The following is a 13,768-nucleotide window of genomic DNA, read 5'->3' as shown; positions in this document are numbered from 1 at the left end:
CGCGGGCGGTGTGCCAGCCCCAATTCCTGCCGCGCCCATGTACAGCAACCCCGTCCTCGACGAAAACTTCCCGGACCCCACCATCATCCGCGCTGCCGATGGCTGGTACTACGCCTACGGCACCCAAACCAAGCGCCACGGCGTCATCCTCAACCTGCAGGTGGCCCGCTCCCGGAACCTGATTAACTGGGAACACCTGGGCGAAGGCCTGCCCCACAAGCCGCGATGGGCCACTGCCAGCCAGAAAATCTGGGCCCCGCACGTGAGCGAGCACGGCGGCCGCTATTACCTGTATTACTCCAGCCGGCCCGACGGCACCGATTATTTCAGCCTGGCCCTGGCCGTGGCCGATGCGCCCTCCGGCCCGTTCGTGGACATTGGCCACCCGCTGCTCCCCGGGCCCGGCTTCACCTGCATCGACCCCATGGCCTTTGACGACCCCGCCACGGGCCAGCGGCTGCTGTATTGGGGGTCGGGGTTTGGCCCCATCTGGGTGCGCGAGCTGGCCGACGACCGCCTCGGCTTCCGGCCGGGCAGTGAGGCGCGGGCCGTGATTTACCCCACCCTGTCGGACGACCCCAACGACTACCACCGCCTCGTGGAAGCGGCCTGGGTGCACTACCGCGACGGCTGGTACTACCTGTTTTTTTCGGGCGATAACTGTTGCGGCGCCAAAGCCCACTACGCCGTGCTGGTGGCCCGTGCCCGCCATGCTACCGGGCCCTTCGAAACCTACGCCACCGCCACCGCCGACCCGCATGCTGCCCTGCTCGCGGCCAATGCGCACTGGCGCGCCCCCGGCCACAACTGCGTGGTGACCGATGCCGCCGGGCAGGACTGGCTGGCCTACCACGCCATCGACCCGCGCCAGCCCACCTTCGACGCCATCGACGATGCAGAAGGCTATTCCCGCCGCATCCTGCTCCTGGATAGGCTCATCTACGCCGACGGTTGGCCCATGGTAGCCACCAGCTCGCCATCCTGGCAGCCCCAGCCCGCACCTGTGGGGCAATAGCCGGCCATCTTATCAGTTACCAGATGGCAGCCTCACGGCTCTCGGGGGAAGCGTTGGTGCGCGGTGGCGGGCCAACTATATTAATAATGCGATATCCTTTGAGCGGCGCTCCAACCGACCTGTTTTTCCGTATCTTGGGCAGTATCCGCAGTAGTTTCTTGTCTATGCCGTTTGCAGTACCGTTTCTCCGCTTTATTGGTCGTCGCTCATGGGTGGTGGCACTTGGGCTCGCGTTTGCCCAGCCTGTGTTGGGCCAGGCCTTGGTGCCCGAAACCCAGTGCCTGATGTTGCCCATGGAGCCTGCCGTACGGGCCCAGCAGGCGGCGCTGGTGGTCGAAGCAGAAGTGCTCGATGCCCAAAGCTTTTGGGATACCGACCACCGTCGCCTGTTTACCCGGCACCGCCTGCGGGTGTTTTCGCTGCTAAAGGGCCAGGTGGCCGATACCACCGGCCTCGTGCTCATCACCGAAGGCGGTCGCTTGGGCCTTGACCAGCAAGTCCTCACCAACACCTTGAGCCTAACCGCTGGGCAGCAGGGCGTTTTCTTCCTGACCCGCGCGCCTTGGACTGGCCTGCCCACCACCGTTGGCCGGGCCTGGACCCCCTACGGCAGTGAGCAAGGCTTCATTGCGTACAACCTGGCCGGGCGCACCGCCACCGAGCCATTTCGGACGTATCCGGCCCTCGATGCTACCTTCTACAAAGGCATTACCCAGCTCACCGGGCAGGGGCGCCGGGTATTACAGCCCAACCCGGCCTTGGTAGCCCCGCTACCGGCCCTGCAGCGCGGCACGCTGGCCCCCGTCGTTGCCAACTTCGGTCCCCAAATCATCCCCGCTGGCGCCGGGGCCTTGCTTACCATCAATGGAACAGGATTTGGCAGCACACGAGGCAGTGGCTTTGTGGAGTTCCGCAACGCCGACGACGGCGGGACCACCCGCGTGAAGGCCCGCGACAAAGACTATGTTTCTTGGACGGATACCCGCATTGAGGTGCGCGTGCCCTCATCGGCCATCGGCGGCAGCCCGGCCGGCTCCGGCACCGTGCGCGTAACCACCAGCGACCAGCAAACCGTGGACAGCGGGGGCACCCTCACCATCGTGTACGCCCTTACCAATGTGGAAAGTACCACCGGCCTCATTGCCCGGCCCAACCACATTGCCCAAAATGCATCCGGTGGAGTCACCTTTCACTTTGGGCCCAATTTCGCCTCCAACGCCGCTGCGGCGGCGGCCTGGCAGCGGGCCCTGGCCACCTGGCGCTGCCAAACGGGCATCAACTGGGAAGTAGGCACCCCGGCCACCGCCAATACCATTGCCGACGATAACCAGAACGTGGTGGCTTTCGATGCGGGCGCCGAGCTGCCCGCCCTCGTGTTGGGCCGCACCACCAGCTATTACTCCGGCTGCCAGGCCCCGGGTGGCGAGGTGGTGTTTTGGGTCGATGAGGTGGACATGCAGTTCGACGACGGCGCCAACTTCCAGTTTGGCCCCACCTTCGCCATTGGCGCGCTCAACCAGATTGACTTTGAGACGGTAGCGGTGCACGAGCTGGGCCATGCGCACCAGTTGGGCCACCTCATCCTGCCCGGCGCGGTGATGCACTATTCCATTGCCCGGGGCCAGAACACGCGCACCCTCAGCACCAGCAGCGACATTGCTGGCGGCCGCCAGGTGCTCCGCGTGCGCAGCTTCAAGAGTCTGGGCTGCAGCAACCAGCCCATGCTGCCGGCTCCCCTCACCAGCTTTAGCGCCAAATACGAAAAGGCCACCGGCGTCACCCTCACCTGGACCACGCGCGACGAGTGCTTCCTCAACAACTTCGTGGTAGAGCGCAGCGTGGGCAGCGACACCACTACCTGGAAGCGGCTGGGCGTGGTAGCTACCCGGCCGGGCGGCCAGTACCAGTTTTTTGATGCGCAGGTGCCCGGCGGCTTGCTCTACTACCGCCTGCGCCTGACCCGGCCCGATGGCTCGCTCGACAACGTGGCCCCCGCCTTGCTCTCCACCGAAGGCACCAGCGCGGCGGTGGTTGTTTTCCCAAACCCTGCCACCGAAGACCAACTGCAAGTGCAGTACCCGGCCACCCTGGAAGGCACCGTGGTGTTTCGATTCTATGACAGCGTCGGGCGCCGAATACGCACCACCAGCATCGCCACGGTAGCCGGCCTGAACATCCTGCCCCTGAACATTGCCGGCCTGAGGCCCGGCTTTTACGTTCTGCGCTGGCGAGATGCCCAGGGCAATACCGGCAGCCGCAAGTTTGTGCGGCAGTAAGCCACGGGGCCTTGCCGGTGCTTAGCGATGGCTACAGGCTGCGCCCCGTGGGCGTGGCCGCCGCGGCCGCAGCTGGCGCCACGGTGTAGCCGGCCAGTTGAGCTGCGTCGAGGTTGCCGTTGAACCATTCGTCTTCGATGGTGGCACCCAGCTTTTTGTAGAAGGCAATGGCGGGCTCGTTCCAGTCCAGCACCTGCCACTTCAGGCGAACGGCGCCCGTGGCGCGGGCTTCGGCCACCACGGCATCAAACAGCAGCCGGCCAAAGCCGCCCCGCCGCGCCGGCTCGGTTACTACCAAGTCTTCCAGGTACAGCATCCGGCCTTTCCAGGTCGAATAGGCGGTGTAGAACAAGGCGATGCCGATGATTTCGGCCGCGCTGTTTTCGAGCACGAAAAAGCTGAAAATGGGGGCGGGCCCAAACCCGTCGCGCTGCATGGCGGCCAGGGTGTTGGTGACGGCCTCCGGGGCGCGCTCGTACTCGGCCAGCTCCTTGATAAGGGCGAGTACCTGGGGCAGGTCGGCCTCCACGCCGCGGCGCAGCACAATGTTGTTTTCCATAAAAAATGCGCCGGGTCGGCCGCGCTAAAAAGAAATTGGGCCGCCACCACCTTAGCAGCAACGGCCCAACAAATCAGGTATCAGGAACAGGTAATCAACCCTGCCGAAAGGATGCTGCTTTCCGCCGAAGCTAGAAGCAGCCCAATTTCGGCAAGTGGTTGATTTACATCTGCTGCTGCATTTTTTTGATGTCTTCGGTAGCATTCACCGAGTTCAACTCCCGGTATTGCTCGGGCTGCTTGGCGCCTTTGGTCGTGTCGGGGGCAGCGGGCAGGGGCGGCAGCGGAGTAGTGGCAATGTCATCGGCGCTTTCGGGCTCCGAAGGGCCGCACGATGGCAAGGTGAAGGAAAGCAAAGCTGCGGCCAGCAGGCCGGGGAGAAGCGTTTTTTTCATGTGTGGGGAAACGAATTTGGGCGCAAGTTACGCACGGAGTGTGGCTTGCGACATGAAGAGTTGGGCTCCTTCGTACGGCGAATTTTGCACTGCCGTTGAGCCCCTGAGCAAATGGACGGTTGAGGTGGCGGAATGGGCCCCTTGCGGCCGCAGTGTGGAGCTACGGTTCGCCGCGCTCTTACCTTTGCTTGCACTTGGCCGTCTAGTTGGCCTTTTCTGCGTGGTTTCCCTTTCCGTCGTCATTATCACCTTCAACGAAGCGGCCAATATTGCCCGCTGCCTTCAGGCGGTGGGCGACGTGGCCGACGAAGTGCTGGTAGTCGACTCGTTTTCGACCGACAATACCGTGGAAATTTGCCGGCAGCACGGTGCCCGCGTTATCCAGCACGCCTTCGCCGGCTACGTGGAGCAGAAAAACTACGCCACCGCCCAGGCCCAATTCGACCACGTGCTGCAGCTCGACGCCGATGAAGTGCTGACCGAGGAGCTGCGCCAGTCCATCCGGGCGGCCAAGCAGCACTGGCAGCACGCCGCCTACGCCCTGGCCCGCCTCACCAACTACTGCGGCCACTGGGTGCGCCACGGCGGCTGGTACCCCGACCGCAAGCTGCGCCTCTACGACCGCCGCCTGGGCCGCTGGACCGGCCTGCTCCTGCACGAGCGCTACGAAGTGGCCGCCGGCCACACCACCGGCCAGCTCACTGGCGACGCCCTGCACTACAGCTACCATTCCATTGCGCAGCACGTCAGCCAGCTCAACAAGTTCACCAGCATCACGGCCCAGGAGCTGGCCCTGCGCGGCAAAACCAACGTCACCCTGTTTCACCTGCTGCTCAAGCCGCTCTGGAAATTCGTGCACGGCTACTTCTTCCGGCTGGGCTTACTGGATGGATTTGCCGGCCTCTGCATTGCGGGCATTTCGGCCTGGGGCGTTTTCCTGAAATTCGCGAAGCTGAAAACCCGCACCGAACGCGCCGAAGCATGAGCCAGACCTTCCTCGTGTCCCGCACCGATGCCATCGGCGATGTAGTGCTGACCCTGCCGGTAGCGGGCCAGCTCAAGCAGCACTTCCCGGGCTGCCGGGTGGTGCTTATCGGGCGCACCTACACCGCTCCCGTAGCGGCCGCCTGCCCGTGGGTCGATGATTTTCTGAATCTGGATGAGTTGCTCCAGCAGCCCGAGCCCGGGCAGGTGGCCACCCTGCAGGGCTATGCTGCCGCTGCCATCATCCACGTGTTCCCCAACCGCATCCTGGCCCGGCTGGCGCTCAAGGCCAAAATCCCCGTGCGCATCGGCACCCGCAACCGCTGGCAGCACTGGCTGACCTGTAACCGGCTGGTGGCCCTGAGCCGCCGGCACTCGCCCCTGCACGAAGCCCAGCTCAACCTCCTGCTGCTCCAGCCCCTGGGCGTGGCCCCGTTGCCCAGCCTCCTCGATGTGGCGAACCTCGTGCAGCTGCGGCCAGTTGAGCCGCTGCCTGCGCCGTTTCGGCAGTTGCTGCAAGCGCGCCAGCCGGGCCAGCTCAACGTCATCCTGCACCCGCGCAGCCGGGGCAGCGCCCGCGAATGGGGTCTCGACAACTTTGGCCACCTGGCCCAACTGCTGCACCAAGCCGGCCACCGCGTATTCCTCACCGGCACGGCGGCGGAAGGGGAGGAGCTCCGCGACTGGCGGCACCAGCACGCGGCCGCCCTCACCGCCGACCTCACCGGCCAGCTCAACCTGCCCCAGTTTATCTCCTTCATTGCTGCCGCCGATGGGCTGGTGGCGGGCAGCACCGGCCCGCTGCACCTGGCCGCCGCGCTGGGCCGGCACGCGCTGGGGCTGTATCCGCCCATTCGGCCCATGCACCCGGGCCGCTGGGGGCCACTGGGGCCGCACGCCGGGTTCATGGTCTTCGACAAGCCCACCTGCGACGACTGCCGCACCCAGCCCGCCGCCTGTAGCTGCATTCGGGCCATTGAGCCGGTGGCGGTGGCAGCGCGCGTATTGACGTGGCAACCGTTACTTTTGAAAGATGAATAAAGCGCATTAAGTAACAAACAATAGCTATTCTGCTTCGTTTGCTTGGTTGCTGCGGCTTGGCGCGCAACCTACCCGGCGCCCTAATCCGTACATCGGGCAGCGCTGCACGTGCAAAGCGCGGCTATTTTGGGCGGTTTGCCGGTGGTAGGCGCCCGGTGGCGGGCAGCAGGCCGGGGTTGCGTAGCAAGGGGTAGAGCCGGCGCGAAGCAACCCGGCCAGCCACCGCAGCCGAGTTGCAGTTTGAGCCAAATTTGTCCCAATCCCTTATTATTTCGTAGGTTTCGACCCACAATTTCCCCCGCCCACCTGTATGAGCGATTCTCCCGAACGGGTTAAGCTGAGCAAAGAGGAAAAGGACCGGCGCTTTCAAGCCGAGCTAATGCCTGTGCTCGACCCGCTCTACAACTTTGCCTATCGCCTCACCCTCGACGAGGATGATGCCAACGACTTGGTTCAGGAAACCTACCTGAAGGCGTACCGCTTTTTTGAGTACTTCGAGCCCGGCACTAATGCTAAGGCCTGGCTTTTTCGCATTCTTAAGAATTCGTTCATCAACGACTTCCGCAAGAAAAGCAAGCAACCGGCCAAGGTCGATTACAGCGAGATAGAGGGCTATTACAACCCCGACGACGTAGAGGCCGAGGGCGAAGTAGGCGCTTCGTCGTCCGACATGCGCCAGCAATCGGCCCGCGATTTAATCGGCGATGAAGTGGCCAGTGCGCTAAATTCTTTGCCGGTAGATTTTCGCACCGTAATCATCCTGTGCGACCTAGAGGGATTTACATATGAGGAAATGGCCAAAGTGCTTGATATTCCGATAGGTACCGTCCGTTCGAGACTGCACCGGGCCCGCAATTTCCTCAAGGATAAATTGGAGAAATATGCGCAGTCAATGGGATATGGCAATGATGGAATAGACGACGATGCGGAACTAACCGAGCCCGATAATAATTAACCTCCCCAGCAAGAGGATGCTACCGCAGCTCTGCATTTCATTCCATTGTCACTCACGCCCTTAAACCAATTTTCAATTATGGACCAATCTGCTACTACTAAAACCAATACGTCGGCTCCCGTTGCCATCGCCCCCGACAACGGCCCCGACTGCGAACGTGTGAATACTGTATTAGACCAACTCATCGAAGGCCAGTCCGTGACCGCGGAAGACGAGGACTACCTCTACGACCACGCCAGCGACTGCTCGCCCTGCTTCGACGACATCAAGAAGCAGCACATCTTCATCAATTTCCTGAACCAGGGTGTGTCGCGCCGGCCCATTCCGGCCAACCTGCAGGATTCAATCTTGGCGCGCGTGCATGCCGAAATGGCCTAATCCCGGTTGCTGTGGCTAGCTTTGCGCGATGCAAGGCAAAATCATTGTGTTTTCGGCACCTTCGGGCGCCGGAAAAACCACCATCGTGCATCGGCTTATGGAGCGGCTGCCCGAATTAAGCTTTTCCATCTCGGCTTGCACCCGTGACCGCCGCGGTCGCACCGAGGCCAACGGCAAAGACTATTATTTTATTTCCGTGCAGGACTTCCAGGACAAGATTCGTCACGACGAATTTGTGGAATGGGAGGAAGTGTACGAAGGTGCTTTCTACGGCACGCTAAAGTCCGAAATTGAGCGCATCTGGGACAGCGGCAAGCACGCCATCCTCGATGTCGACGTAAAAGGCGGCCTCAGCATCAAAGAGTTTTACAAAGACCGGGCCCTGGCGATTTTCGTCCGCCCCCCGTCCATTGAAGTCCTCGAGCAGCGCCTGCAGGCCCGTGCCACCGACTCCCAATCCAGCATCTCTTCGCGGGTATACAAGGCCAATTTCGAGTTGGCGTTTGAGGACCGGTTCGACGTAACCGTGGTCAACGACGACCTCGACGAAGCCACCGACCAGGCCGAAAAGCTGGTCCGCCAGTTCATCAGCACCGAGCCCGCCATCGTATGAGCGGCCGGGCGCGGATAGGCTTGCTGTTCGGGTCGTTCAACCCCGTGCACGTTGGCCACCTCATCCTAGCCGAATACTTCGCCACCCGCACCGATTTGGCCGAAGTCTGGCTCGTGGTCTCGCCGCATAGTCCCTTCAAGGAAGTGGCCGACCTGCTGCCCGATACCGAACGCCTGCGCCTGGTTGAGCTGGCCCTGGCAGGCAACCCGCACCTGCGCGCCGAGGACATTGAGTTTAGTCTGCCGCGGCCCAGCTACACCATTGCCACGCTCGACGCCCTGCGCCGGCGCCATCCCGCCCTCGAGTTTGTGTTGCTGATGGGCGCCGATAACCTGCCTGGCCTGCCGCGCTGGCAGGAATCGGCGCGTTTGCTTTCCGAGGTCGACATATACATCTACCCGCGCCCCAATGTTGAGCTGCCTGAACTGACGCCTTTTCCCCGCGTTCAGGTAATGGCAGCGCCGCTGCTGGATATCTCGGCCACCTACATCCGCGAAAGCCTGCGCGCGGGCCATAGCATCCGCTACCTGGTCCCAGCCGCCGTTGAGGCAGCCCTCTTGGCTCTGCAACCGTCCGTCTAGCTGCCTGAGTCCCGAAATTGAGCTATGTTGATTCCAGTAAAGAGATTTTAAACACAAAAAAGCCCCAGCTGCCTGACGCAGCCGGGGCTTTTTGATTATTCGCCATCCAAATCAGATGGTCATAATCTCCGTTTCCTTCTTGCTGAGCGTCCGCTCTACTTCGGCAATGTAGGTGTCGGTCGTCTTCTGTACCTTCTCTTCGGCGCTCTTGATGGCATCCTCCGAAGCACCTTCTTTCAGCAGTTTGCGCAGGGCCTCGTTCACATCCTTGCGAATGCCCCGGACCCGCACTTTGCCGGCTTCCGATTCGTTTTTGGCTTGTTTCACCAGCTCACGGCGCCGCTCCTCCGTCATGGCCGGAATGTTCAGGCGTACGCCGTCGGCGTCGGTTACCGGGTTCAGACCCAGGTCGCTGTTCTTAATGGCCTTGGCCACTTCGTTTACCATGTTTTTCTCCCACGGCTTGATAAGGAGCGAGCGAGCATCCGGAGCCGTGATGGTGGCAATCTGGCTGATGGGGGTGGGGGAGCCGTAGTAATCTACACGCAGGCCGTCGAGCATAGCCGGCGAGGCCTTGCCAGCCCGGATGCGGCTCATTTCCACGTTCACGTGGGCCAGCGCCTTGCCCATTGACTCAGCGAGGTCGTCGAGATAAAACTGAATTTCTTCGTCCATTTTGGTTTAGTTGTCAGTTGTTGGTTGTCAGTTGTGAGGAACAGCCAGCCAATTAGTAGTGCAAACTAACAACTGACAACCAACAACTGACAACTAAAAATTACGCCTGCTCCGGCTGGTTGCCCACCAGGGGCTGCAGCAGGCTGCGCTTGGGGTCCAGTACTGGCTTGCGGCCGTCGCGGGGGCCGTCGCCACCTCGGCTCACCAGCGTGCCCATCGACTCGCCGTCGAGCAAGCGCTGCAGGTTGCCGGGCGTGTTCATGTCAAACACGATGATGGGCAGGTTATTCTCTTTGCAGAGCGTGAAGGCCGTCATGTCCATCACGTTCAGATTCTTTTTCAGCACCTCGTCGAAGGTGATTTCATTGTAGCGGGTGGCCGTGGGGTCTTTCTCTGGGTCGGCGGTGTAGATGCCGTCCACGCGGGTGCCTTTCAGCACCACGTCGGCCTCAATCTCAATGGCCCGCAGCGAGGCAGCCGAGTCGGTAGTGAAATAAGGCGAGCCAATGCCGGCTCCGAAAATGACCACGCGGCCTTTTTCCAGGTGCCGCACGGCGCGCCGCCGGATGTAGGGCTCGCACACCCGCTGAATGGTGAGGCCCGACAGCAGGCGCGTGCTCACTTCCAGCTTCTCCAGGGCGCTTTGCAAGGCCATGGAGTTAATCACCGTAGCGAGCATGCCCATGTAGTCGCCCTGCACGCGGTCGAGGCCAAAGGCCTCCGCCTCTACGCCGCGGTAAATGTTGCCGCCGCCAATCACGACGGCCACCTGCACGCCCGTGGCGGCCACGGATTTAATTTCGGAGGCATATTGCATCAGCCGCTCGGCATCGATGCCGTACTGCTGCTGGCCCATCAGCGCTTCGCCGCTGAGCTTGAGGAGGATGCGGTGGTATTTCAAGTCGAAAGGATTGAGTAAGCGGGGATAATTAATTAGTGAGCTATGAAAACTGCACCAGTACCTGGCCTTTTTGCACGTTGTCGCGCAGGCTCACTTTGAGGCTGCCAACGGTGCCGTCGGCGGGAGCTTTCAGAATATTTTCCATCTTCATAGCTTCCAGCACTAGCAGTGGGTCGCCTTTTTGCACCGTCTGGCCGGGCTCCACTCGGATATCGACGATGAGGCCGGGCATGGGAGCCTTCAACTCGTTTACTTTCGCAGCGGCGGCGTTGCTCATGCCCAGGCGCTCGAGCAGCAGGTCGAACCGGTCTTTGGCGTTTAGCTCAATGCGCTGGCCGTTTATCTTCAGCACAATATTCTTGCTGGCGTAATCCGCCGACACCACCTCCGCATTATACGAACGACCTTCGTGCAGCACGTGAAACCGGCCTTCGCCCAAATCCGCAATATCCCAGGCAAATGCCTGGCCGTTGAGCGTAACAGTGTCGACGGCGCGGTAGTCAACTTCCCAGAGTTGTTCGGGGCTGGTGCTGATGTGAAGCATCTGAAGCGGATAGGGTGGGATGGAAGCGGGGGGTTAAAGGTAGCCCAAATCTCAAATTAATTCAGAAATTGAGGCGTTTTTCGCCCGTCCTTGTTGGCATGAAGTATTTGGTCCCAGGCTTCACCAGCCTGCTGTTGTTTATTCATTTACTGGCAGTAGCCCAATCTCCGGGGGCAGGTGTGCGCAAGCCGGCGGCCAAGGCATTGGCGAATAAAAAGACTGTTCCGGCGGTTGCGCCAGCGCCCGCACCCGCCGGCCTGGTGGTGCCCTCGTGGCTGCCCGCGGAAGCCCCGCTCCAGCCCGCCGCCACCATCCTGACCGATGTGGTAGACACCAAGCTCGACGTGCGCTTCGACTACAAGAAGCAGCAACTGCTGGGTACGGCCGTGCTCACGCTGCGCTCCCACTTCTACCCGCAGTCCGAAGTCGCGCTCGATGCCAAGGGCTTCGATATTCAGAAAGTTGAGCTAATAGGAGACAAAAAGAACAAGGGACTCAACTATAATTACAACCGGCGCAAGCTCGTAATAGCCCTGGACCACCCGTATCCGCGCACCACGCCCTACCAGGTGCGCATTGTGTACGTGGCCAAGCCCAACGAGCTGCCCCAGGGCGGCTCGGCAGCCATCACCTCCGACAAGGGCTTGTACTTCATCAACCCGTTAGGCCTGGAAAAGAACAAGCCCCGCCAAATCTGGACCCAGGGCGAGACGGAGTCCAATTCGTGCTGGTTTCCCACCATCGACAAGCCCAACCAGCGGATGACCCAGGAAATCAGAATGACGGTGGAAAAACAGTTCAAAACGCTTTCCAACGGTTTGCTGGTCTCTTCCAAAGCCAACGCCGATGGCACCCGCACCGATACCTGGAAGCTAAACGAGCCCCACGCGCCCTACCTGGCCACCATGGTCGTCGGCGACTTTTCCGTCGTGAACGATTCCTGGCACGGCAAGCCCGTCGATTATTATGTGGAGCCCCAGTACGCCGCTACTGCCCGCGCCGTGTTCGGCCACACGCCCCAAATGCTGGATTTCTTCTCCAAAAAGCTGGGCGTTGAGTACCCGTGGGAAAAGTATGCGCAAGTGGCCGTGCGCGACTACGTGAGCGGCGCCATGGAAAACACCACCGCCACCACCCACGGGGCCAGCATCCAGGCCACCCGCCGGGACCTAATCGACGCCAACTACCAAAGTGGCGAATCCACCATCGCCCACGAGCTGTTTCACCACTGGTTCGGCGATTACGTTACGAGCGAATCCTGGGCCAACCTGCCCCTGAACGAGTCGTTTGCCGACTATTCCGAATTCCTGTGGGCAGAGTACAAGTTCGGAGCCGATGAAGCTGGCTTGGTGCAGGAAATCAAACTCAATAACTACCTCGAAGAAGCCCAGTCCAAGCGCGAGCCGCTTATTCGCTACCGCTATGCCAACCGGGAGGACATGTTCGACCGCCACTCCTATGACAAGGGCGGGCGCGTGCTGCACATGCTGCGCAAGTATGTGGGCGACGAAGCCTTTTTTACGTCCCTGAACCATTACCTCGTTCAGAACAAGCAAACGCCCGTCGAAATCTCCAAGCTGCGCACGGCCTTTGAAGAAACGACCGGCGAAGATTTGATGTGGTTTTTCAATCAGTGGTTTCTCCAGCGCGGGCACCCGGAGCTGCGCATCACCCACTCGTATACCAACGGCCAGGTAACCCTGCGGGTGCAGCAGATGCAGGACACCCTGTTTCAGCCCGTTTTCCGCCTGCCCGTCACCGTAGCCGTCTGGACCAATAACAATCAGCCCACCGAGCACCGCATCACCGTCACCAAAGCCAACCAGACCTTCACCCTGCCCGCCAGCCAGAAGCCCAACCTAGTGAAATTCGACAACGAAAGCCAACTCCTGGCTCAATTTGACGAGGAGCGCACCCAGGACGAGCTGATATTCCAGTTCTACCATGCGCAGGGCTACCAGCAAAAAGCCGAGGCCATGGAGCTTCTGCATAATAAAACCACGGAGCTAAGCGTGAGCAGCCTGCTGCGCAATGCCCTAAACGATAAGTTCTGGGCTGTTCGTAGGGCGGCGCTCAGCCACCTGCGCCGTTACCGGGGCCCTGAGCCGGAAGGCATGCGCAAGGATATCCAGCGCCTGGCCACCACCGACGCCAATCCGCGCGTCCGGGCTCAGGCCATCAATACCCTGGCCAGCTTTCCCGATGGCACTTTCGGTCCCATTTTCAGCGCCGCCATCGGCGACAGTTCGGCCCTAGTCGCCGCCGCGGCCGTCGAGTCTTTGGCCAAGAAGCCCGACGTAAACACCAGCCAACAAGTAGCCGCGCTCGACAATACCTCGAGTAGCCCGCTAATGCTGGCCCTGGCAAATTATTATGCCACCAATGGTGGCTTGGACCAATACGCATGGTTCTTGCGCCGTCTGCCCGACGTGGCCGAAAGCGACCTGTACGCTTACTTCCAATCATTCGGCACGCTCATGACCCACATCCCGTCCGTAGAGCGCGACAAAGGCTTGAAAGTCTTGGAGGATTATGCCCGGACTGCTCCGCAGTACTACGTGCGTTTGGGGGCCTACCGTGGCTTAGCCCTGCTCGTGCCCACGACTCCCGAATTGAAGGCCAAGCTTCAAAATATCCGCGAAAAGGAAACCGATGACCGGCTCAAGGCATTTTATAACCTCATGTAAATGCCCGTAGAGGCACTTTTCTGAAAAAAACCACACCTTTTTTTGCTTCACCGCTTGCCTGGTGTCAGAAAAGCCTTAATTTTGCGACTCCTTACGAAACACTACTACTTCGGTAGCCGGTAAAACGAAAGGGATTTGCTTTCTGGCAATCGGCCAGCAAGCACC

General features: G+C 60.9%; 14 protein-coding genes. 9 read left to right on the top strand and 5 right to left on the bottom strand.

Annotated features, from left to right (window positions below; genetic code table 11):
* Window positions 1-37 precede the first annotated feature (37 nt).
* Together LJ738_RS14830 and LJ738_RS14825 are read left to right on the top strand one after the other, a co-directional pair.
* Entirely contained in the window at window positions 38-1,015 is a 978-nt protein-coding gene (locus LJ738_RS14830) for a glycoside hydrolase family 43 protein (protein ID WP_227787176.1), read from the top strand.
* A gap of 164 nt (window positions 1,016-1,179) precedes the next feature.
* Window positions 1,180-3,291 (top strand): T9SS type A sorting domain-containing protein, encoded by a 2,112-nt coding sequence (locus tag LJ738_RS14825; protein WP_227787175.1) that lies wholly within the window; start codon window positions 1,180-1,182, stop codon window positions 3,289-3,291.
* A 31-nt stretch (window positions 3,292-3,322) separates the two neighbouring features.
* Here LJ738_RS14825 and LJ738_RS14820 read toward each other — a convergent pair whose 3' ends face one another.
* Both LJ738_RS14820 and LJ738_RS14815 read right to left on the bottom strand, forming a co-directional pair.
* The gene (locus LJ738_RS14820; protein ID WP_227787174.1) at window positions 3,323-3,850 is read right to left on the bottom strand and encodes a GNAT family N-acetyltransferase; all 528 of its coding nucleotides are present in this window, start codon (window positions 3,848-3,850) and stop codon (window positions 3,323-3,325) included.
* 163 nt (window positions 3,851-4,013) lie between these two features.
* A complete protein-coding gene (locus LJ738_RS14815) occupies window positions 4,014-4,244 on the bottom strand; it encodes a hypothetical protein (RefSeq protein WP_227787173.1) in 231 nt (76 codons plus the stop codon).
* A gap of 220 nt (window positions 4,245-4,464) precedes the next feature.
* Here LJ738_RS14815 and LJ738_RS14810 point away from each other — a divergent pair, with 220 nt between their 5' ends.
* The 6 genes from LJ738_RS14810 to nadD all read left to right on the top strand — a co-directional run bounded on the left by LJ738_RS14810 (window position 4,465) and on the right by nadD (window position 8,796).
* On the top strand, window positions 4,465-5,229 hold the full coding sequence (locus LJ738_RS14810) for a glycosyltransferase family 2 protein (protein ID WP_227787172.1): 765 nt from the start codon (window positions 4,465-4,467) through the stop codon (window positions 5,227-5,229).
* The gene (locus LJ738_RS14805) at window positions 5,226-6,269 is read left to right on the top strand and encodes a glycosyltransferase family 9 protein (RefSeq protein ID WP_227787171.1); all 1,044 of its coding nucleotides are present in this window, start codon (window positions 5,226-5,228) and stop codon (window positions 6,267-6,269) included. The genes LJ738_RS14810 and LJ738_RS14805 overlap by 4 nt, the downstream gene beginning before the upstream one ends.
* Window positions 6,270-6,579: 310 nt before the next feature.
* Window positions 6,580-7,224 carry a sigma-70 family RNA polymerase sigma factor gene (locus tag LJ738_RS14800; RefSeq protein WP_068191683.1) on the top strand — a complete coding sequence of 215 codons (645 nt, stop codon included), beginning with the start codon at window positions 6,580-6,582 and terminating at the stop codon, window positions 7,222-7,224.
* Between the two features lie 78 nt (window positions 7,225-7,302).
* A complete protein-coding gene (locus tag LJ738_RS14795) occupies window positions 7,303-7,602 on the top strand; it encodes a hypothetical protein (RefSeq protein ID WP_227787170.1) in 300 nt (99 codons plus the stop codon).
* Window positions 7,603-7,630: 28 nt separating this feature from the next.
* Window positions 7,631-8,215 (top strand): guanylate kinase, encoded by a 585-nt coding sequence (gene gmk, locus LJ738_RS14790; protein WP_227787169.1) that lies wholly within the window; start codon window positions 7,631-7,633, stop codon window positions 8,213-8,215.
* The gene (gene nadD / locus LJ738_RS14785; RefSeq protein ID WP_227787168.1) at window positions 8,212-8,796 is read left to right on the top strand and encodes a nicotinate (nicotinamide) nucleotide adenylyltransferase; all 585 of its coding nucleotides are present in this window, start codon (window positions 8,212-8,214) and stop codon (window positions 8,794-8,796) included. Before gmk ends, nadD begins: the two co-directional genes overlap by 4 nt.
* 111 nt (window positions 8,797-8,907) lie before the next feature.
* Here the strand turns inward: nadD and frr are convergent, their stop codons facing one another.
* The 3 genes from frr to LJ738_RS14770 form a co-directional block, all read right to left on the bottom strand.
* Entirely contained in the window at window positions 8,908-9,471 is a 564-nt protein-coding gene (gene frr, locus LJ738_RS14780; protein ID WP_227787167.1) for a ribosome recycling factor, read from the bottom strand.
* Window positions 9,472-9,571: 100 nt separating this feature from the next.
* Entirely contained in the window at window positions 9,572-10,372 is an 801-nt protein-coding gene (pyrH, locus tag LJ738_RS14775) for a UMP kinase (RefSeq protein WP_227787166.1), read from the bottom strand.
* 40 nt (window positions 10,373-10,412) lie between these two features.
* Window positions 10,413-10,916, bottom strand: a complete 504-nt coding sequence (locus tag LJ738_RS14770; protein WP_068191693.1) for an acyl-CoA carboxylase biotin carboxyl carrier protein subunit — start codon at window positions 10,914-10,916, stop codon at window positions 10,413-10,415.
* A gap of 98 nt (window positions 10,917-11,014) precedes the next feature.
* On the opposite strand from LJ738_RS14770, the gene LJ738_RS14765 reads away from it, so the two are divergent.
* Window positions 11,015-13,603 carry a M1 family metallopeptidase gene (locus tag LJ738_RS14765; RefSeq protein ID WP_227787165.1) on the top strand — a complete coding sequence of 863 codons (2,589 nt, stop codon included), beginning with the start codon at window positions 11,015-11,017 and terminating at the stop codon, window positions 13,601-13,603.
* Window positions 13,604-13,768: the final 165 nt, after the last annotated feature.

The organism is Hymenobacter plasmatis (assembly GCF_020711255.1).
Classification (GTDB): Bacteria; Bacteroidota; Bacteroidia; order Cytophagales; family Hymenobacteraceae; genus Hymenobacter.
The sequence above is the reverse complement of the archived record's forward strand: the minus strand, read 5'-3'. Positions and strand labels throughout refer to the sequence as shown.